General features: G+C 53.3%; 14 protein-coding genes. 3 read left to right on the top strand and 11 right to left on the bottom strand.

The window, feature by feature from the left end; all coding sequences use genetic code 11:
* The first annotated feature begins 31 nt into the window (after positions 1-31).
* Positions 32-1,564, top strand: coding sequence for a replicative DNA helicase (dnaB, locus tag G7064_RS04475; protein WP_240935859.1), 1,533 nt, complete (start codon positions 32-34; stop codon positions 1,562-1,564).
* A 158-nt stretch (positions 1,565-1,722) separates the two neighbouring features.
* On the opposite strand, the gene G7064_RS04470 is transcribed toward dnaB, so the two are convergent.
* The 7 genes from G7064_RS04470 to G7064_RS04445 form a co-directional block, all read right to left on the bottom strand.
* A complete protein-coding gene (locus G7064_RS04470; RefSeq protein ID WP_166072629.1) occupies positions 1,723-2,196 on the bottom strand; it encodes a lipocalin family protein in 474 nt (157 codons plus the stop codon).
* Positions 2,197-2,518: 322 nt separating this feature from the next.
* Positions 2,519-2,974, bottom strand: coding sequence for an ankyrin repeat domain-containing protein (locus G7064_RS04465; protein WP_166072628.1), 456 nt, complete (start codon positions 2,972-2,974; stop codon positions 2,519-2,521).
* A 129-nt stretch (positions 2,975-3,103) separates the two neighbouring features.
* Positions 3,104-4,318 (bottom strand): PepSY-associated TM helix domain-containing protein, encoded by a 1,215-nt coding sequence (locus G7064_RS04460; protein WP_166072627.1) that lies wholly within the window; start codon positions 4,316-4,318, stop codon positions 3,104-3,106.
* 98 nt (positions 4,319-4,416) lie between these two features.
* Positions 4,417-6,771 (bottom strand): TonB-dependent receptor, encoded by a 2,355-nt coding sequence (locus G7064_RS04455; RefSeq protein ID WP_166072626.1) that lies wholly within the window; start codon positions 6,769-6,771, stop codon positions 4,417-4,419.
* Between the two features lie 285 nt (positions 6,772-7,056).
* Positions 7,057-7,344 carry a hypothetical protein gene (locus G7064_RS21875; protein ID WP_205711174.1) on the bottom strand — a complete coding sequence of 96 codons (288 nt, stop codon included), beginning with the start codon at positions 7,342-7,344 and terminating at the stop codon, positions 7,057-7,059.
* Positions 7,345-7,364: 20 nt separating this feature from the next.
* Positions 7,365-8,087 carry an MsnO8 family LLM class oxidoreductase gene (locus G7064_RS04450; RefSeq protein ID WP_205711173.1) on the bottom strand — a complete coding sequence of 241 codons (723 nt, stop codon included), beginning with the start codon at positions 8,085-8,087 and terminating at the stop codon, positions 7,365-7,367.
* Between the two features lie 90 nt (positions 8,088-8,177).
* Complete coding sequence (locus G7064_RS04445) at positions 8,178-9,767, bottom strand: MDR family MFS transporter (protein WP_166072625.1); 1,590 nt, start codon at positions 9,765-9,767, stop codon at positions 8,178-8,180.
* Positions 9,768-9,974: 207 nt separating this feature from the next.
* Between G7064_RS04445 and G7064_RS04440 the strand changes: the two genes are divergently transcribed.
* Entirely contained in the window at positions 9,975-10,736 is a 762-nt protein-coding gene (locus G7064_RS04440; protein ID WP_166072624.1) for a sulfite exporter TauE/SafE family protein, read from the top strand.
* A 134-nt stretch (positions 10,737-10,870) separates the two neighbouring features.
* Here the strand turns inward: G7064_RS04440 and G7064_RS04435 are convergent, their stop codons facing one another.
* A complete protein-coding gene (locus tag G7064_RS04435; protein ID WP_166072623.1) occupies positions 10,871-11,359 on the bottom strand; it encodes a hypothetical protein in 489 nt (162 codons plus the stop codon).
* 211 nt (positions 11,360-11,570) lie between these two features.
* Between G7064_RS04435 and G7064_RS04430 the strand changes: the two genes are divergently transcribed.
* Positions 11,571-12,608: an SDR family NAD(P)-dependent oxidoreductase gene (locus G7064_RS04430; protein ID WP_166072622.1), complete on the top strand. Its 1,038-nt coding sequence runs from the start codon at positions 11,571-11,573 to the stop codon at positions 12,606-12,608.
* 78 nt (positions 12,609-12,686) lie between these two features.
* Here the strand turns inward: G7064_RS04430 and G7064_RS04425 are convergent, their stop codons facing one another.
* From G7064_RS04425 to G7064_RS04415, 3 genes are all read right to left on the bottom strand, one after another.
* Positions 12,687-14,276, bottom strand: a complete 1,590-nt coding sequence (locus G7064_RS04425; RefSeq protein WP_166072621.1) for a carboxylesterase/lipase family protein — start codon at positions 14,274-14,276, stop codon at positions 12,687-12,689.
* A gap of 21 nt (positions 14,277-14,297) precedes the next feature.
* Positions 14,298-15,767, bottom strand: a complete 1,470-nt coding sequence (locus G7064_RS04420) for a glycoside hydrolase family 30 protein (protein WP_166072620.1) — start codon at positions 15,765-15,767, stop codon at positions 14,298-14,300.
* Positions 15,768-16,043: 276 nt separating this feature from the next.
* Positions 16,044-19,268 carry a T9SS type A sorting domain-containing protein gene (locus tag G7064_RS04415; RefSeq protein ID WP_166072619.1) on the bottom strand — a complete coding sequence of 1,075 codons (3,225 nt, stop codon included), beginning with the start codon at positions 19,266-19,268 and terminating at the stop codon, positions 16,044-16,046.
* Between the last annotated feature and the right edge of the window lie 1,470 nt (positions 19,269-20,738).

Genomic DNA, 20,738 nt, shown 5'->3' with positions numbered 1-20,738 from the left:
CGCCCTGAATGGCCGTCCTGCCGCTTTATCCATGACCGGCCCGGCGGGCAAATTGCCCCCCCAGGCCCGTGAGCTAGAGGCGGCAGTGCTCGGCGCTCTGATGCTCGAAAAAGATGCCCTTACAACGGTTATCGATATCCTGAAGCCTGTAAGCTTCTACGACGATAAACACCAGCGCATTTTTAAGGCTATCCTGAATCTGTTTGATAAGTCGGAGCCCATTGACATCCTCACTGTGGTGCATGAGCTGCGGGAAATGGGGGAGTTGGAACCCGCTGGCGGCCATCACTATGTGGCCAACCTCACCTTCAAGGTTAACTCGGCCGCGAACATTGAGTACCACGCCCGTATCATCACTGAGAATGCCATCAAGCGGGAGCTGATCAATATTGCATCGACCATTCACCGCGACGCTTTCGAAGATACTACCGACGTATTCAACCTACTCGATCAAACTGAGCAAGCCCTGTTTGAGGTTTCGGAATCGAACATCCGCAAGAACTTTGATGATATGCGTAGCCTCATGGGCAAGGCGATCAAAGAACTGGAAGAGAAAAAGAATCAGAAAGACGGCCTAACCGGCGTGCCCAGTGGTTTTGCGGCCCTAGACCGTGTAACCAGCGGTTGGCAACCCTCTGACCTAGTGATTATTGCGGCCCGGCCTGGTATGGGTAAAACGGCGTTTGTGGTTTCCGCTATGCGTAACGCAGCCGTCGATTTTAAGAAGCCAGTTGCTATTTTCTCACTGGAAATGTCGTCTCTGCAGCTCGTTAATCGTCTGATTTCGGCTGAGGCGGAACTGGATTCTGAAAAAATCAAGAAAGGCAACTTGGCGGATTACGAGTGGGCTCAGCTCAACCACAAGATCTCCTCGCTGTCGAGCGCGCCCATTTTTATTGATGACACGCCCGCGCTTAGCATCCGGGAGCTGCGCACTAAATGCCGCCGCCTGAAGGCCCACCACGACATTCAGATGATCATCATCGACTATCTACAGTTGATGAGCGGTAACACCGATGGCGGCAAAGGTGCTGGCAACCGCGAACAGGAAATTGCTTCTATCTCACGGGCACTAAAAGGAATTGCCAAAGAACTGAACGTACCTGTGCTGGCGCTGTCGCAGCTCTCCCGATCAGTAGAAACGCGCGGCGGCGACAAAAAACCGCAGCTCAGCGACCTTCGTGAATCGGGTTCCATCGAGCAGGATGCTGATATGGTTGTCTTCCTCTACCGGCCTGAATACTACAAAATTACGGAGGACGAAATGGGTAATCCCACCCAAGGTACTGGTGAGGTTATTATTGCCAAGCACCGTAACGGCTCCCTCGAAACGGTTCAACTCAAGTTTATCGGCCGTTTCACCAAGTTTGCCGACTTGGATGGCGTAGGCTTTGGTGATGAGGCAGGTAGTTTTAATACCGGCGCTTTCCCTGCCAGTACCTTTGATGAAGATCCTAGCAGCTTTGCACCCAATACCATACGGCTAGGCAGTAAGATTAACGACGGTGCCAGCCCGAAGCCATTCCCAAAAAGCAATTTTGGGAATGACGATCCACCGTTTTAAGTAACGGAGTGCTAAATAAAGCAGCGTCCCCATACCTAGCCTATAGTAGGTTAGGTATGGGGGATGCTGCTTTATGCCTTTGAGTCGAGTTATAACTACATAAAAGAGGCTGCCCCTGAACAGGAACAGCCTCTTTTTAAAAAGTATGCAGGCTGGTGTTAGCGTGTGTACTCAAGTTCAGTGTAAGGCTTGCCGACTTCGGCTACGCTACGCAACTTAAGCGAAGAAGCGGACAGCGAAGTAACCTGGTATTCCTTGGCTTCGCCTAAGTTAAGCGTGAGGCCTTTCTTATCAGCGCTGAGCGCCCAAGTGCCAGGTTTAGCCTCTTTTTTAGACTCCTTATCGCAGATGTTTGCGCCTTCTAACTCCGTCAATTCACCTGTAGCCTCAAAGTGTAGCTTGTTATCCTTGCTGCACTCATCGAGCATCATGAAGATATTGGTGGTCCTAACATCGTTTGGGGTCGGTACGATGCCTTTGTAGGCTACTAGCTGCCAATCGCCGGCCAAGGAAGCATCCGTCGAAGACTGAGCAGTAGCGCGAGGAGTTGGAGATTCTTCTAGCTGCTTTTCGCAAGAGGCAAACAGCATGGTGCCCAACGAGAGGGCTGTAAGCAGACGTACTTTGGTCATGAAAAGATAGAAAGGTGAATAAAAAAGAACGCGTAAAAATAGACCGTATAGCTATGAATTTTAGAGGATGCGCCTAGACGCTAAAAGAGTTGAAAGCAGTTGAATTACCTTGAAGAAGTGTAATTACTGATGTGTCCTGACTACAAATATAGATACCCCTTTTGTATACACCATCAAAAGCAGTCCAAAACGCACCTATAAAATTATGTCAATTGTATTTTGTTAATATTTATTTTGGCTTAGCAGCTTGATAAATAAGAAAGCCCAAAAGAGCTTCACATGCGTGAAGCTCTTTTGGGCTTATATTTACTATATAATAATATTATGATTTAGTCTTGGCCTCAAGTAGCGGGACTACATCTTTATTACCACTAGCCTTCGCGCTGGCCAAAGCTGTGTTTCCGTCTTCATCTTTAGCTTGTAAGTCGGCACCACTGACTAACATCAACTCAATGAGCTCTTTGCTGCCTTTTCCAGCCGCATAATGAAGAGCGGTAGCTTGAAAAGCATCGCGCCAGTTGATTTTTGCTTTGTACTGGAGCAGCGATTTTACAATAGCTACATTATTATTTGTGGCCGCCGCAATCAGATAACTAGTCGGAAAACCAGGAACAATTTCGATAACATGATTGGGATCAGCACCTGCTTTTAACAGGGTTTCAACGGCTGCGGCATTGTTCTTTAAAACCGCTGTATATAACTCCTTGCTTTTATCCTGCGCTGCTGAAACATAAGCTAAGCTCAAAAATAATAAGCAAAAGAAGGTAATCTTTTTCATGCGAAGGGGTGGTAAAGTGAGGTTGATATTGCGTAAAAGTACAATATCAACTTCTTTCTTTCACCACCCCGTAACAACAAATTATAAGAGACAATAATTGTAAATATTACCTCTTACAACAGCCGGTTGTTAAGCAATTGCAGCTAACTGTTTCTGCTTCTTCTTTTTCTCTTTTTTCAATCTGTTGAGCCACAGAATAACGCCGGTAATAGGGAATGTGAACCCCAGCACACACACGATCAAGGCAATTATTTTGGAGGGTAATCCGTAAATGGATCCTGTGTGAACTGGCTTAAAGGTGCGTCGTACCCGCTGTCCAAGGTTACGATCTTCAAAGGCAAGCTTTCCTAAGACCTGACCATTGTACTGATCTAGGTATAGTTCATCATTAGCTGACTCGTGGGGGGCATTTTTCGGCAGCATGGCCACGCGTACCGACTCGGCAGAATCCTTGGGCAACTGAATGCTGAAGTTTTGGGCCGTAGGCATTTGCTGTCTCGCTACGTCGTAGGCCGCGTCATAGGTCAGGCGCGAACCAGCGGCAGCCACTACAGACTTTGGTGGCTCCGGACCCTTCATCTCCGAGTTAGTGAGCGTGAAGATGCCCTTGTTGAACCACTCGAACGACCAAGCCAAACCTGTAAAAGCAAAGACAAATAGGAATAGGGCGCTATAGAAACCAAGTACAATGTGTAGATCATGGTTGAGGCGCTTCCAGCTAGCATCCCACTTGACGGAGAGACGCTGTCGTAGCACCTTGCCTGTAGCGGGCCACCACAACACTACCCCAGTCCCGATAATAAATAGAAAAAATAAGGTGCTTACACCAACAACAAATTTGCCCACCGCGCCGGCTACCATGCCCCGGTGCAGGGCAAACATGGTGTAGAAAAAGGTGTCGCGGTAGACGTATGGGCCGATTACCTGCCCCGAATACGGATTGACAAAGTACTTGGGGCCGCCACCGCCTTCCCCGCCGCCTTTAGGCTTTTCGCCTGCCTTGGCTCCTCCGGCATTACCAGCTGGGCCCGCTTGCGCCGTTGCACCTTCCTTGCCGGGCTTGCCACCCGCCAGGCTTACCTCCACCGTGCGCAGAGGGTCGGCATATACCTTCATGCCCGTTACCTTGGCGTCAGGCACCGAGGCTTGTACCGCCTGGGTTATCTGCTGAAGAGAAAGACGAGGCTGGGTAGCAGGTGCCTCCACAAAATAGCGCTCCGAGTGCCAAGCTTGCTCCAGTTCTTTTTCAAAAACCAGTACGGCCCCAGTGAGGCACAGTATGGCAATGACCAGCCCCGAAGCCAGACTTAAATAGAGGTGAATCGTGCGAAAAAAGACCTTCATGGCAGTAATAAGCTGAAATCCGTTAGCAGGGGGCAAATTTGCAATAATGCCCCGAACAGTGGCTGCTCGGGGCGTAGAATGCCGGCAGTGCTACCTAACTACAATTGGTAAGAAAGGGTGCCAGAGAATTGACGCGGGTTAATAGGGTTGATGCTGTTGTCGTCGTGGGCGTTGTAATTGTAGGCGTCCAGCAGGTTGGAAGCTTTCAGGCGCAGACTTACCCGGTCGAGCGTGTACCCAACAGAGAGGTCAAATAGGGTGTAGGCTTCCAGCGGAATCAGACGGAAGGCATCGTTCTCCACGGTGCGACGGGTGGAGCGCCCCGCCTGCCGCTCCCCAATATAGGTAGCTACGAAGCCTGCGTTCAAGCCTTTCAGGGCCGACTCATTGTCGAAAGTGTAGAACACGCTCGCGTTGGCCGTATGATTCGGGTTGTAGCGCAGCAGGCTGCCAACCTCATAAATGGTGCTCTTGGTGTACTTCGTTTGGTTGTAGCTGTAGCCGGCAATGAAAGACCAGCCTTGGTACGGCTTGCTCAGGATATCCACTTCCACGCCTCGGCTGGTCACTTCACCGGCTAGCTCCTGCGCCGCAGGATAATCCTTGTTGAAGTTGGGCGCGTCGGGCAGCACCGTCTGGGCCAGGTTGCTATTCACAATTTGATAAGCCGTTACGTTGGCCGACAGCAGGCCCTGAAACAGGTCGTTCTTGATACCAACCTCATACTGGTCCAGGGTAGAGGGCTTAAGGGCCGTACCCGTGACATCGAGCCCACTGTTGATGGTGAAGGAGTTGGAGTAGGAGGAGAACAGCGACATCGTCTGGATGGGCTGGTATACGATGCCCAAGCGCGGCGACCACGCCTCGTCGAAGCGACGGGTCTTGGTTGTCACGTCCGTACGATAGGTCAACACGTCGCTAGGCGTTTCCTGGTAGGTCCAACGCAAACCGGCCAACACCTTCAGCTTCTCACTGATGCTCAGCAAGTCCTGGGCATACACGCCGCCGCGCCGGGTGCCGCCGGTGGTGCGCTGGTTGCGGGTCAGGTTGGTAATGTCGGCTCGTACCCGGGGTTGGGCCACCACCCGGTTCGGATCGAAAATGTTGATGGAGTCGTAAGCCGCCGTCACGTACGACACGTTGCGGCTGTTATACTGGTCGCCATCGACGCCCACCAGTAGCGTATGGTTTAGGGAGCCCGTCGCAAATTTGCCTATCAGATCCACCTGACCGAGCATGTAGCCCTCGGTGGCGCTGGTGCGCTGCACGTTACGTAACAGATTACCATTGGCCCGAATACCCGTGGGGCGCGAGGCACTCAGCAAGGCATTGTCATAGTGCTGATAACCAGCGGTGGTGCGCACCTGCCATGCCGAGTTCAAACGGTGGTTAAGAGTGAGGGTAGCGCTTTTTTGGGTCGTCTCGTTGTTGGCCCAGTCCGTGTTCAGGAAGCGGCTGCGTGGCACGTCGGCTATATCATAGTTGATAGCGCCAATGCCGTAATCGGGCGTGCGGTTGTCGTTCAGGTAATCACCCTCAACCAGGATATCCGTTTTCTCGCCCAGCTTTACCAACACCGAAGGATTCACGTAAAAACGCTCGCCTTTCACGCCGTCGCGAAAGCTCTGGGCGTTTTCGTAGCTGGAATTCAGGCGGAAGGCCACATGCTCGCTGTTGTTGATGGCGCCGTACACGTCGAGCGAGGGCTTGTAGAAGTTGTAGCTGCCCACGCGCATCCCAATTTGCCCCCCAGACTGAAATTGGGGCTTTTTGGTTACCAGGTTGATCACGCCACCCGCGGCCACGTTGCCATAAAGGATGGCGGCGCTGCCTTTCAGCACCTCGAACCGCTCCAAGCCACTTATTTCGGGCATCACGCCGTTGTTGTAGCGCACGCCGTTTTTGAAGGTGTTATTGCTGTTGAAGGCGAATCCACGACCGGCAATTTCTTCTTGTGTGCCGCCCGTGGCGCCCATGACGTACACGCCGCTCACGTTTTGCAGCACCTCGCTTACGCGGAGTACCTGCTGCTGTTCCAGCACTTCCTTGTTAATCGTGACAACGCTCTGGGGCAAATCAAGCGGGCGAACGGGCATCTTGCCTACGGTCACGGGCTGCTCGTTCATGGTGCGAGTAGCCGTCACCTTTACTTCCGAAAGCTGCTGGGCGCTCTGGGAAAGCGTGATGGGGGGCAAATTCAGCGTCTGATCCGCTGCCAGGCTCACCTCAATTTCCTGCCGGCCTACGCCCAAGTAGCTGACCACCAAGGTATAGCTGCCCGATGGGAGCGGTAGCCGAAACCGGCCATGGGCGTTGGTGCTGGCGCCCATGGTCGAGTTCTTTACCAGAATTCCCGCCTGCTCTACCGGTTGCCCATCCGCCGTCAGCACCTTGCCGGTTACATAGCTCCGATTCTTCTCCGGTCCGTCCGTGTTGGTTGTTGATACGGGCATGATGGAAGCGGTAAGATCTTGCTGGCTATAACCTGCTAATGGAGCCAGTAGCGTGGTTATCAGGATGATTGGTAGGGAAGAGCAGCGCATATGCTTATTTAGAATGCTTAAAAACAATGCAAAGAAATAGCCTATCTAGAATCGATCCAAACAAATCAGATAAAGTTTTCGATATATTTTTAAGACACTGATTGTCAGGGAACTTATAAAGCCGCCTTCCCAGGAATGAAAAAAGCCTCTGGCTAAACGGCCAGAGGCTTTTCAATTTCTTCGCCTGAAATGGCACTACGCGAGCGTCTGAGCTACGGGGGCCAACTCAAATACTTCAGCCAGCAATTCATACGAGCGGAGTCTATCAGCGAAATCGTACGTAATGGTCACCGCTGTGATTTCCTCTACTCCATACGATGTGGCCAGAGCAGTGAGTTGGGCATGTACTTGGTCAGGGGTGCCACTTACCATGCGTTGCCGGTGATAGGTGAGGCGAGCACGCAACTCAGAAGTGAGCGGATAGTTGCGCACGGTATCGTACGAACCAATGGAGGTCCGGTCGCCGGTTTCGAGCTTCAGCATTTGCAGGGCCAGTGTTTCCGCTAGTTCGGTTGCCTTCGCTTCCGTATCGGCGCACAGTACAAAAAGGGCCACCGTAGCGCGTGGAGCGGCCAGCTCCTCCGACGGCCGGAACCGCTCCTTGTACAGCCGTACCATATCAGGCCCCCGACGGGATTTATGAAATGGGCAAACGAAAAAGAAGCCCCCAGATGAGCCGCGAACAGACCGCTTTGCCCGCTGGAGCTGAGCAGCCACAGCTCCGGCATAGTGGTAGCGAAGGGCGCCGCCTTCACCTTTTCGTGGACGGTATTAGGAACAACCTCATCGCGCAGGAAACCCCGCAGATCCATGAGCTGGTCGACAAAGTCCTCGTCGCGGAAAGTATTCTGAGGGTTAAGCACATGGGCTGTGAGGCGGTCGGTGCCGGGCGCGCGGCCGATGCCTAAGTCAATGCGGCCGGGGTAAAGCGTTTCGAGCAGGCGGAAGTTTTCGGCCACCTTCAGGGCGCTATAATGGGGCAGCATTACGCCACCCGAGCCCAGACGGATGTGCTGCGTTTCGGCCCCTAAGCGTCCAAGAAGTACCTCAGGCGCCGAGCCGGCCAACGTACCGGTGTTATGATGCTCTGACACCCAAAAGCGCGTGTAGCCCAATTGGTCGGTGAGGCGGGCCAGTTGTATCGTTTCTTCAAGCGCCTGGCGTGCCGTGCCGCCCTGCCGAACGGGAGACTGGTCGAGGACGCTGAGACGAAGTGTATTGGTCATGATGTAGAGATGAATAGCAGTTGAATAGTTGCTATAACCCCGCGGCCGTCCCTCGTGTTCAGTTCGCTCCACTGATTGCCTAGCGAGCGGCTACTCGGCGGCCACGGCCACGGGTTGGCTGATGGCGTTGCTCTTGCGCAACGGCAGCTCCGGAATAAATAAAGTCACTACCCAGCCCGCCATTACCAGTAATAAGGTGCAGAGATAAATACGCGAAATAGCATGGGTAAATGCTACCCGAATGGCGGGAGTAGGGCTGCCCGCAACTTGCGCCAAGCCGGGGGGCAAATTAGGGCCTTCCGTGACGCTAACTTCTGTGGCAGCAACTGGCGCAGTAACCGTAGCGGGCAGTGCTTGCGCCAAACTTATGCTGAGTACCGCGCCAAGTCCGGCCGCGGCTACAGCCCCGCCAATCTGCCGGAAAAACTGGCTGGCTGAAGTGGCCTGACCCAACAAACGGGGCTCAATGGCATTCTGTACAGCCAGTGTGTAAAGAGGCATGCTCGGCCCGAGGCCCAGGCCACAGAGCACTACGTAAAACAATACCTCATAATAGGTTACATCAGCAGACATAGTGGCCAGCAGGCTAAGCCCGATCATTAGCACTACGCCGCCGCCCAGCATCCAGCGCTTATAGTGACCAAAGCGCGACACCATTTGGCCCGCCAGCATAGAGCCAGTTACTACCCCCAACGAAAGCGGAATAAGGCTTACGCCGGCCTGCGTAGCAGTGGTGCCCAGCACATTCACCATAAACAGGGGCTCAAAAATAATGATGCTCAAAAAAGCCCCCCCGAGAAGAAACAGCGCCAGATTGGCCGTCCGAAACACTTTATTATCGAAGAGTGAGAAGTCAAGAATGGGGTTGGCGGCGCGGCGGGAACGGACCACGAACAGCGTAAGAGCCGCCAAGGCCAAGGCGAAAAGGCCCAGCGTGGTAAGTGAAGTCCAGCCGTACACGGCTTTATTTAGCTGCAAAGCGATGACCAGTGGGCCCAGGGCCAGCATCAGCAGGATGGCGGCCAGATAGTCGAGGGGTTGCTGCTCACCCCGGGGGCGCAAGGCGGGCATTCGGGATAAAATGAACCATAAGGCCAGCGCGCCCAGCGGGATGTTTACATAAAAAACCAAGCGCCAGCCTTCTACGCCCGGCAGCAATCCGTCGCCGTGGTCGGTTAAAAGGCCCCCCAGAAAGGGCCCCAGCACCGACGATACGCCGAAAGTGGCTCCCACAAAGCCTTGGTATTTGCCGCGCTCGGCGGGCGGAAACAGGTCGGCGATGATAATGAATGCCATAGCAAACAGCCCGGCACCGCCAAGGCCCTGAATAGCTCGGAAGATGATCAGCTGACTCATGCCATCGCCGAGCAGGGGCAGGGTGCCAAATTCGCCAGCCAGCCCGCACAGCGCCGAGCCAAATAAGAACACCAAAATGGCTGTGACCTCAATAGTACGCCGCGAGTACATGTCAGCCAGCTTCCCATATATAGGCACCAGCGCCGTGCTGGCCACCAAATAAGCCGTAGCAACCCACGTGAAACGGTCTAGGCCGTGCAGGTCGCCCACGATGCGCGGCAGGGCCGTGGCCACAATGGTTTGGTCGAGGGAGCCCAGAAAAAGGGCCAGCAGCACACCTGCCAAAGTCAGCACTTTGGTGCGTTGGGTAAGCGAGTCAGTCATATTGCAATAGGTCGGACTGAGTTACGCGGTATTCGTCGCTTAGTTGGAATCAGGAAGAACCCGCTAGCTGATAAGACCAGAATGTAAGTCTTAAAGCGGCCACTGTGCTTACCTGAGAGCGCATTTGGTCGACAAATGTTTGGGAGGAATAAGGAACACCCCTGCGAGCAAACTACCTTCGCCGGCATTACTCAAAAAAGCCCCCAGATGACCCTCACCCTGGCCTTGTTATGTTTATTTGCCTTTCTGGCTGGTTTCGTGGATTCGATGGTGGGCGGCGGCGGCCTGATTCAGCTGCCAGCTATGTTGCTGCTGCTCAAAGGTATACCCGTGCCCGTTATACTTGGAACGGGCAAAGTGTCGTCGTTGGCGGGCACGGCCACGGCTTTGTGGCGCTACTCGGGGCGAGTGCCGATGCCGTGGCGCAGCGTGGGGGCGGCGGCAATTATGGCCGGCTTGTTTTCCTTCGCCGGCGCGCGGGTGGTAAGCCTGCTGCCCAGCGAGTTGCTGCGGCCATTGGTGCTGGGCCTGCTGGTCGTGATTGCCGCGTACACGTTCTGGCGCAAAGATTTTGGGGCCATTCACGCCCCCCGGCTCACGCCCAGCCGCGAAATGATTTATGGCGTGCTGGTAGGCGCGATCTTAGGGTTTTACGACGGCTTTTTTGGGCCGGGCACAGGCAGCTTGCTGCTCTTTGCCTTCGTGGGGTTGTTTGGCTACGACTTTCTTACCGCTTCGGCGTCGGCCAAACTCGTCAATGTGGCCACCAACCTCACCAGCCTGCTGTACTTCGCCTTCACCGACCAGATTCTCTATCATATTGCCCTGCCCATGGCCGCCTGCAATATGCTGGGCTCTACGCTCGGCGCCCGCATGGCGTTAAAAAAAGGTACCGGCTTTGTACGCGTGCTGTTTCTGGTAGTGGTCTGCGGGATAATTCTGAAGCTGGCGTACGATACGTTTGGCTAAACAGCTTAAGTGGTAAAAGGTAGTGGCCCAACTAGTGCCCGAGACGCTGGTTTTAAGCCGGAAATGAAATAGACTTAATCCTAAAAAGCCCCCAGACATATTTCTGGGGGGCTTTTTTGCTTCTCAACAGCTACTTAATCTTGGTTGCTAGGCAGGCCAGGTACCGGGTTGCCTTGGGCGGCACTTGTATTTGGAACGCCCATTTTCTCTTCCCGCTTGCGCTGATAGCGGTTAAACTGGTCTGGTGACAACACCTCTTTCAGCGCTGCCAGTCGCGATTGGCCAATGTCTTCTACAATGCCGTTTAGCTTGCGCAAATCGGTGCGGTAGCGCAGTCGGGCAGTTTCCACGTTGCGCACGCTGGTCAGGTTTATCTGATTCACTTTTACGACCTGCGGGGGCGTAAGACCTAAGGCCTGGCGCATATTATCGGTGAGGGCTTTGGCGCGGGCTTCTACTTTATCGGCAGGAGGCGTAGGGGCCGGCGCGCTCGTTTTCGCGGGCGTGGCCGCTTTGGGTTTGGTAGCGGCTGCGGCGGCTTTGGGCTTGGCGGCGGTTTGAGCCTGCGCAAAGCCAGGAGCCACAATTAGCAGAAGGAAGGCAGCAAAAAAGGAAATCTTCATGTCAAAATAGGTAGGGTGGAGCCAAAAAAGCATCCAGTGCAAAGATGGATCAGAAAGTGAGAGCCTGAAACAAGGTTTTCAGCACGTAAATATGGTGCCAGAAAGGAATAATGGGGTTGTAACGCAGATAGTCATCAATTCATGCCTACAGCAATGAAAAAAAGCCCCCCAGACAGCGCAACCTTTCTTCTGGCATTCCATACTAGAAAGTATGAAGCAGAAAAATCAACCTAAATGGCTGGCGTTGGCTGGCATGGGCGCCGTGGTAGCCGCTGCGGCGCTGTGGTCTAACCGCCGCGGCTCTTACGATTTGGCGGGCCGCGTGGTCCTGATTACGGGGGGCTCGCGCGGGCTGGGTTTGGTGCTGGCCCGTCAGGCCGTAGCCGAAGGCGCCAAAGTGGCTATCTGCGCCCGCGACGCTGAAGAGTTGGAGCGCGCACGCCAGGAGCTGGCCGCTGCCGGCACCGAAGTAGTAGCCTTGCAGCGCGACCTCACCGATCCGGCCGCCGTGCGCTCCCTCATAGCCGAGGTGCAAGAGCAGTTAGGCTTCATTGATGTGCTCATCAACAACGCCGGCATCATCACCGCTGGCCCCCTCGACCACATGGAACTGCGTGAGTACCAGGATTCGATGGATACGCACTTTTGGGCGCCGCTGCACGCTATGCAGGCTGTATTGCCGGCCATGCGCCGTCGGGGAGAGGGACGCATTATTAACATAGCCTCCGTAGGGGGCAAAGTTCCGATTCCGCATTTAGCGCCGTACTGCGCCAGCAAATTTGCGCTGGTGGGCCTCTCCGAAAGCTTCCGGATTGAGCTAAAGCAGCACGGCATTCTGGTAACTACCATTTGCCCCAATTTGCTGCGTACGGGTAGCGCTCGTCATGCCATTGTGAAAGGCAAGCACAAGGAAGAATACGCCACCTTCGTCGTTGCTGACTCTCTGCCGGTGCTGACGCTGGATGCCGAAGCCGCTGCCCGCCGCATCTGGAACGCCTGCCGCCGTGGCGATGCTGAGGTGATTGTAGGGACGCCCGCTAAACTATTGGCTGGCTTGCACGGCCTTATTCCCGGCACCACCACCGACCTTTTGAGCTTAGTCAATCGTGCTTTGCCGGGCGAAAATGGTGAGTTAGGCGACGAGCGGCGTCACGGCTACGAAAGCGAATCGGCAGTGAGCCGCTCCTGGGTAACAACGCTCACGCGCAAGGCTGAAAAGGAGAATAATGAGCTCACAAGCGACAAGTAAAACCTGACTTGCTCACGCTGATTTACTGATAATGCGCCGTTGATAATGATGCTGGGCATCGCTATCAACGGCGCATTATTACTTGGCAAAAGCTTGATCTAGTAGCAGATACCGGGCGCGGTTCTGCTCGGGCTCGGCTCGCGTCGTAACATCAATGCGTAGAATCTGCGTGTTACCGCCCGCTTTAGCCGCTGGCCAGGCAGGCAAGCCACCACCATTCGGGTTGCCCGTTTTGATGAAATTGGCAAAGTAGCTCTGCATCGTTTCCGATACTTTGTAGTCGTCGGGCGTCCAGGCGTACACTTTATTGGTGGCTAGGTTACCGAGGGCGTACTCAATCTCGGCTGAGTGTGAGGCACCGCGCGCGGCGGGCTCGTTCCCCATGGCCGGATTCATGGCTGGGCGGGGGCGGGCATAGAGGTAGCGATACACGGGCTGTCCGCCGGTTTGACCGTGCAAATCGGCCCATTTCCAAGTGCTGTAAGCAATAAAACGGTCGCCGGCTAGGTCGGTGGCTGCTTGCTCTGCTTCCTGCGCGGTGGTGGCCGGATAGAGCTTTAGTACTTCATTAGCGCGCTCACCGTAGATTTTTTGCACCACATTCCGAAAGTTTTCGGGTGTAGCGGGTTCTTTCCCAAGTAGAAAAGGAGCGCTCATTTCCTGCGAATTCCACCCCACGAGCAGCGGCACGCGCGCTTGCTGTCCGGCAGCAAACGTAGCAGTAGGCAGCTGCTTGAAAAAGTAGCCATCGAGGGTAGGAGCGAAGCGCGGCACGCCGGGCTTGCTGGCTGCTTCAAGAAGCTGTTGGGCCGGCAGTGCTCGCAAAGCCGCCAGCGAAGTTGCCCCAAGGCTGGTGGCAAAGGCCACCCCGTTTTTCTCCGCTTCGGCCAAGGGCAACGGCCCAAAGCTGGTGTTCAGCATGGAGCCGCTTTCGCCAATGGCCCTCGCAAACAGACTTTTGGACAACGGTGACGCCATCTGCGCGCTCACCGACATGGAGCCCGCCGACTCGCCGGCAATCGTTACTTTTTTAGGGTCGCCGCCGAAGGCCGCAATATTCTGCTGTACCCAGCGCAGCGCGGCATTCTGGTCCAGAAAGCCATAGTTGCCCGATGCCTTATTAGGTGATTCTTGGGTTAGTTCAGGATGAGCTAAGAAGCCAAAAATGCCCAATCGATAATTCACCGTGACGGTAACTATGCCGCGAAGTGCCATGCTCTCGCCATCGTAGCGCGGTTCTGACCCATCGCCCGCAATAAAGCCGCCGCCGTAGAAATACACTAGCACAGGCAGTTTCACCTGCGCTGATTTGGCCGGCGTCCACACATTCAGATAAAGACAATCTTCACTCACCCCATCGGAGCGAAAATTCATGTCGCTGTAAATGGGCAGTTGCATTGCCTGGGGGCCAAAGTTCTTGGCTTGTCGCGTCCCCGTCCAGTTTTTGACTGGCTGAGGCTCCCGCCACCGCAAGTCGCCGACGGGGGGCGCGGCAAACGGTACCCCCTTGAACTCGCGAATGCCACTCGCTGCCGTAGCTCCTTCCAGCAAGCCATTGGCGGTCTGCACACGGGTGGTAGTAGAGGCTGTGGGGGGCTTTTTTGCCTGACCAAAAGCTATAGGCAAACCGAGAATCATAAAGCACAAAAGGAGCAGTACAGTTTTCATAGATAGCTAGGAGCGTAATGCTTAATTCACAACGAAAGTCATGATGGAATGCGGCTGACTCACGGCCGCCGTAGCCTGGTTCTGTACCCACAGCTGAAAATCCTGCTTTTTGTCGCTGTCATTCATCACCACTACGGCCACCTTACCATCCGGATTCAGGAAAGCTGTTGTGCTCAAATGGTCGCGGTTAGAGGAGCTGGTGATACGTTTCGCGCCGGGGCGAATAAACTTGGAGAAGTGGCCGATGTAGTAGTAGCTATTGGTATACAGGAGCTTACCGCTGCGCGTGTCGCCGATTATGGGGGCGTAGCAGAAGTTCTGCACGTGGTTGGGGCCGCCGGTTTCGTCTAGCAGTACGTTCCAATCTGTCCAGCCAACGGTGCCGTTGTTGAAGTCGTTGATCATGGAATGGCCGTAGCGCTCGCCAAGCGCCCAGTCGCCTACTTTGTCGAAGTTGAATTTCTCAATGCAGCCCTCCGTGAATATCAGGTTCGTGTTCGGATAGGCCTCATGCACATTTTTTAGGTTGTCGAAAAGCATGCCGCTGCCGGTCCAGGTTTCATACCAATGATAGCCAATTCCCCAAACATATTGTGCGGCCTTAGGGTCGTCGAGAATGGTGCTGGCCCGCTGGAAAATCTGGTCACGGTTGTGGTCCCAAGCAATGAGCTTACGGTCGCCGAGGCCGTTTTTCTTCAACGTTGGACCGAGGTAATCACGAACAAAGTCGCGCTCCTCTTCGGCTGTGAAAATGCACGACTCCCACTTCTGCTTAGCCATTGGCTCGTTCTGCACGCTCAGGCCCCAGATCGGAATACCCAGCTGCTCATACGTTTTGATAAACTTAACATAGTAGTCAGCCCAGTTCTGCCGGTACTGAGGAAGCAATTTGCCCCCCTGTAGCATACTGTTGTTGTCCTTCATCCAGGCGGGCGGGCTCCACGGGGTCACGTACATAGTCAATTTGCCCCCCGCCGCTGCTTGCGCCTGCTTGATGAAGGGAATGCGAAACTGCTCGTCGTGCTTTACGCTGAAGGACTTCAGGCTTTCGTCTTTGTCGGCCACATAATTATAAGGTCCGCTGGAAAAATCGGTGCTGTGAATGCTGGTGCGGGCCAGCGTGTAGCCGATGCCCTTTGTTGGGCTGTAATAGGCCTGCAAAAACTCTTGTTGGGCCGCTTTGGGCAACTTAGCGAACGTTTCGGCCGCGGCGTCGGTAAGCGCCCCTCCAATGCCGAGCATCGTCTGAAACGTTTTTGTAGGATCAACAAAGATGCATACCTGGGTTTCCAGGGGCTGCGATTCCGACTTGAATGCTAACGCCTCGCCCGCCGCCATGCGCAGCGGCGTATTCGCTGCCGTGGTAAACACCTGGGCCTTTTTGCCCGCTACAGAATAAGGCTGCGGCTTACCGGTTGCTTTTTGGGCGGTGGCGTTGCTGCCGATAGCTAAGGCAGCCAGCAGCAGACCAGAGAATAATTTGGGGAGCATAATATGAATAAAGATTAGAGTAGATGGCTACGAATGCCAGCCTAAGCCAAAGCGCAGGCTGCCGCAGGTGGGGAAGTTACGGGTAACAATGAGTTTAAAGCGACAATAGGTTTGTGCCAGCTTTTATAAAGCAAATAAAAGCTGGTTATACACTGAGCAAGCAGGAACACAAATTCAGCCTGTGACAGAATAATAAGGCAGTAGGTCAACTAATAACATCCATAAAAAAGGCCCGCCTATATAGGCGGGCCTTTTTTGGGATCAAGACCTAAGTGCTTATCTCGCAATGAGGAAACGGTTGGTCTTGGTTTTGCCATCGGTACTCACCCGATAGAAGTACGTGCCGGAAGGCAGCGTAGCTCCTTTCATGGTTACCGACTGCATCTGTCCAGCAACTGCTTCGCCATCGTACAGGGTCGCAACTTTGGCTCCGATTGCGTTGTACACGTCAACCCGTGCGTGTCCGGTTTTCGCTACCGAGAACGTGATGGTAGCGTCGGACGTGGTTGGGTTTGGATAAACGCCGGTCGTTAGCTCGTCTGCGGAAAAAGCCCCCCGCAGTGCGGTTGCCGTCGTATTGACCGCTAAAGGAGCGCAGGCGAGGTTGTTGTTGTAGGCATCCAGTATTTTGGCATAGCTGAGGGCAGTAGTACGATCGGCACTCGCTGCTTTCAAATAGTCCTTTGTACCATTGAAGCAGTACTTAGCCAGCAAAGCTTCCGCCTTTATTGCCGCATCGGCGGCCGACGCGCAAGGAGCCGTTCCTGACTTAATGTTCAACTGATAAGACATTAAGTGCTTGGCCAGGTTGTAGGCCGCATCACTAGCTTTCTGCTTACCGGTTGCGTCCTGCGTGCTCAGGATTTTCACGGCAGCAGTGCAGTCAGTAAGGGTGAAGCTAGTACACTTCGTGCTACCGGGATTTGACCAGAGCGTGTGGGGCAAATGGTCATCTAGAATGTAGAAGCCGGCCGCTTTACCACCGTTCTTGATGGCGGTCTGTACCTGCTTGCCACCCGTGCATGTGCTCCAGTTTTTCCAGTAGCCGGGTGTGCGGGCAGTGCCTTGTGGGAAGGTGTTATTCACTAGGAATCTGAGCCGCACCATCGCCGTCTCACCATACTTGTTGGTCGGTAACTGGATGTCAGTGTCAGGCCCAAACTCCATGCACAAATTACCCACTGCTTCTCCCTGGTTGTAGTCACCACCAGTGCCATTTGGGTCGTACAATGTCACTGTTTTGAACGTCCCATCTCCGTTGTCAATTTGCCATACTACAGAGAAACCGGACGGCACATTGAGTTCGCACAAGGTGTAGTTCTTATTGGCACTCAACGTTACTCCTGTAAACAACTCGCTGGAGTTGGTAAGGCTGGTTGTTTCAGACTTGATGGGTGCAGTACCAAAACCCTTAGGTCCATTATAGATTTCGAAGGTGTAGCTTTTTGAGCTATTGATCGCTCCGTTCGTTTGTTTGAGCAGCGTAAGTCCACTGCACTCAGCTACATTAACGGTGAGAGTAGCCTCCGTGTCGCAACTCTTGCTATCAGTATCAGCATAAGGGCGCGAAACTGTAGCGGTGAAGATATGGCCGCCGGCTTTCACTAATAAGTTATCGAAAACTGTAATAGCATTCCCACCTGCGTCTCTCCACGTTACGACATCGCCCGCCTGAGCTCCAATGGCTGTATTGTAGCTACTTAGTGCTACCCCCACCATTTCCTTCTCACAGAAATTTGCGCTCGCATTTGTGAGAACAGGAGCACCCAAAATCTTAATGGTGAGAGTAGTAGAGTTGCTGCAGGAGGTGCTGCCCCGAGTAAGGGTAGCTGTGTAGACGTGAGTACCTACTGCTAAGTCGCCAGTAGTTGTGACGACATCAGCGCCTTTTTTCCAGACGACAGCATCACCAGTTACAGCTCCAATGGCACCATTGTAGTCGCTTAGTGTAGTATTGGTTTGCATATCGTTGCAGAAATCCACGCTTTTGGCGGTCAATTCAGGCAACGGTTTGACTGTCAGGGTTCCCTCAGCCTCAGCCGAGCAACCAGTAGTCTTATTGGTTACAACTGCTTTGTATTTATCGCCATCGGCGGCATCAGCTTTGGCAACGAGGTAGCTGCTATTGGTTGCGCCTGTGATGATGTTGCCATTCTTATACCATTGGTAGCTGTACACGCTCGCATCATTCGGCGTGGCCTGGAACGTGGCATCTTCAGCTACACACTTCGCGACATCAGCAACGGCCGCATTTGGTAAGGCGTTTACCTTCAGCGTGCCACTGCTTTCTGCTGAACACGAGGTTAGTATGTTCGTGACAACGCTTTTGTAGACGTCGTTATGCATGGCCGCCGTTACTGCCATCACAGTATAACTGCTGCTGGTCGCTCCTCCGATGATAGTGCCGTTCTTATACCACTGGTAGCTATAGACAGCAGCGTCGTTGGGGGTAGCCTGGAACGTGGCATCCTCACCTACGCACTTCGTTACGTCCGCAACCGAGGCTAGAGGTAAGGCGTTTACCTTCAATGTCCCTTCAGCTTCTGCCGAACAGCCAGTCGTTTTGTTTGTCACGATGGCTTTGTACTTGTCCCCATCTACAGCAGTAGCTTTAGCAACGAGATAACTGCTGCTGGTCGCACCCGTGATAATGCTGCCGTTCTTGTACCACTGATAACTGTAGACTCCAGCGTCATTTGGAGTAGCCTGGAAAGTTGCGTCTTCACCCGCGCAATTAGCTACATCAGCTACTGCTACATTTGGAAGTGAATTTACCTTTAGCGTTCCCTCAGCCTCAGCGGCGCAACCAGTGGTCTTGTTAGTGATTACAGCTTTATACTTGTCGCCATCGGCGGCATCAGCTTTGGCAACGAGGTAGCTGCTATTGGTTGCGCCTGTGATGATGTTGCCATTCTTATACCATTGGTAGCTGTACACGCTCGCATCATTCGGCGTGGCCTGGAACGTGGCATCTTCACCTACACACTTGGCGACATCGGCTACTGCTGCCGCTGGTAGAGAATTCACATTCAGAGTGCCACTGCTTTCTGCTGAACACGAGGTTAGTATGTTCGTGACAACGCTTTTGTAGACGTCGTTATGCATGGCCGCCGTTACTGCCATCACAGTATAACTGCTGCTGGTCGCTCCTCCGATGATAGTGCCGTTCTTATACCACTGGTAGCTATAGACAGCAGCGTCGTTGGGGGTAGCCTGGAACGTGGCATCCTCACCTACGCACTTCGTTACGTCCGCGACTGCGGCCGCTGGCAATGCGTTTACCGACACCGTTATAGGGCAGGTACGACTGCTGAAGCCAGGTTTGCTGATAACTACTGTTAATGTATATGCGCCTGGACCAGTAGCTCTGACATTAACGCTTGAAGTAGTCCCAGCGGAAGTAGTAGTGACGGACGTGACATCTGAGCCATTAACTACTATTACTCCATTACCCGTGATAGACCAGGCATAGCTAGCATCGGTATTATCACTGGTAGCCATGTGCGTAGTTGTAGTGCCAACGCAGACTGGACCTGCTTCTGGTAAGCTGCAGGTAACTGGGCTGATAGCTTCAAGTTTTTGAAATGGTACAGTTTGATTACCAGCACTAATATTACCAACAGCACTACCCGGAGCTATAACGTCGGCGTCCGTGATACTGGCTTGCAGATTGCCAGTCGGGGTGGTTAATGGGTCACTATCGCAACTAATGCGAACATCTATCCTTATAATAACCCTTTCACCCGCCTCCAGATCATTGACCGTAATACTGCCCAGTAACTCACTGCCTTTAGAGTAAATGGGTTTTGTAAAGGTCTCACTTCCGGGAACGAGAGTCGCAGTGCTACCACCGTCATCTTGAATGCCTGCATCTGTACCGCCTGCGCCGTCACCTAGAACATTGCCATAGTTAACTTTGACACCAACAATATCGGAGTGGGCTACACCAGGCGAACCTGTAGCATCAGCTAGAAAAGAGTAGTCTAGCTCAATGGTTTGGGACCCTGTCGCGCCATCAGCAACAACTATTTCTGTAAAGTAGGTGACGATATCCTCGCATTTAAAATCACCACCTTCCAGCGATTCAACGATATCCTTGTCTACACCTACTGTGCGGTCGTCAAAAGAACCGCCACCAGTAAAATGATTGTAGGTTTTTGGGGCTGCTGCTACAAAGTCCAAATTAAAATCTCCGCCGACCCACCACACACCAGCTGGTGTGGAGGCGGTTACCGATGCAGGTAACTTATTAGCTCTTGCAACTGACTTAGGGTTAGAAGCAAATGTATTTGTGGCAAGAAAAAGACTACACAACAGCATAAGTGAAGTCACTACCCTAGCGCAGAGCAAACTGCACGTGTAAGCTAACACAGGCGAATAACACTTCGATATATCGGAGATGTTATACGGTGTGTACTGAAAGGAAAACTTTCCCATAATAGTAAGGTGTGTGAAAAAGAGTAAACCGAACAAAACATCAGGCTCGTTGCTGAGCAACTCACCGAGGCACACCCCTACAGGCGTTGGCCCCGGACACAAGAGCGAATGCACCACTAGCAATCAATAGGGCTAATGGCTAGCACAACGGCGCGCCAGATACTACACCAGATTTGGTGGGCCAGACGCGGGTTTCTCGAATGAATTGCTACTTATAAAGCGAGGGCTAAAAGGCAGAGATGCCTCCAGCACGAAATGTCTCCTAGGACGTGAGTAAGCGTTGGAGGAGACTGACTGAAAGGTGGCTGATACTATCTGTTTAGAATAGTAGCTCACCTTGTTGCGCCTTTTGCTGCTTTACAGGAGTGTAAAAGAGCCTTTCGGAGTTGGCCCTAGTAAAGCTGACCTGCTTATTGTTTTGAGCCTGGTCAGTTACGCGTAATAAAGCAAAAACAAAGGGTGCCTAAAAACCTTACCATTGCCGTCGCAGTAGTAAGAAACTACACTGATAAAATAGCCCTGAATAAAACTAGT

This window comes from Hymenobacter sp. HDW8 (genome assembly GCF_011305775.1).
In the GTDB taxonomy this organism is placed as follows: Bacteria; Bacteroidota; Bacteroidia; order Cytophagales; family Hymenobacteraceae; genus Hymenobacter; species Hymenobacter radiodurans.
The sequence above is the reverse complement of the archived record's forward strand: the minus strand, read 5'-3'. Positions and strand labels throughout refer to the sequence as shown.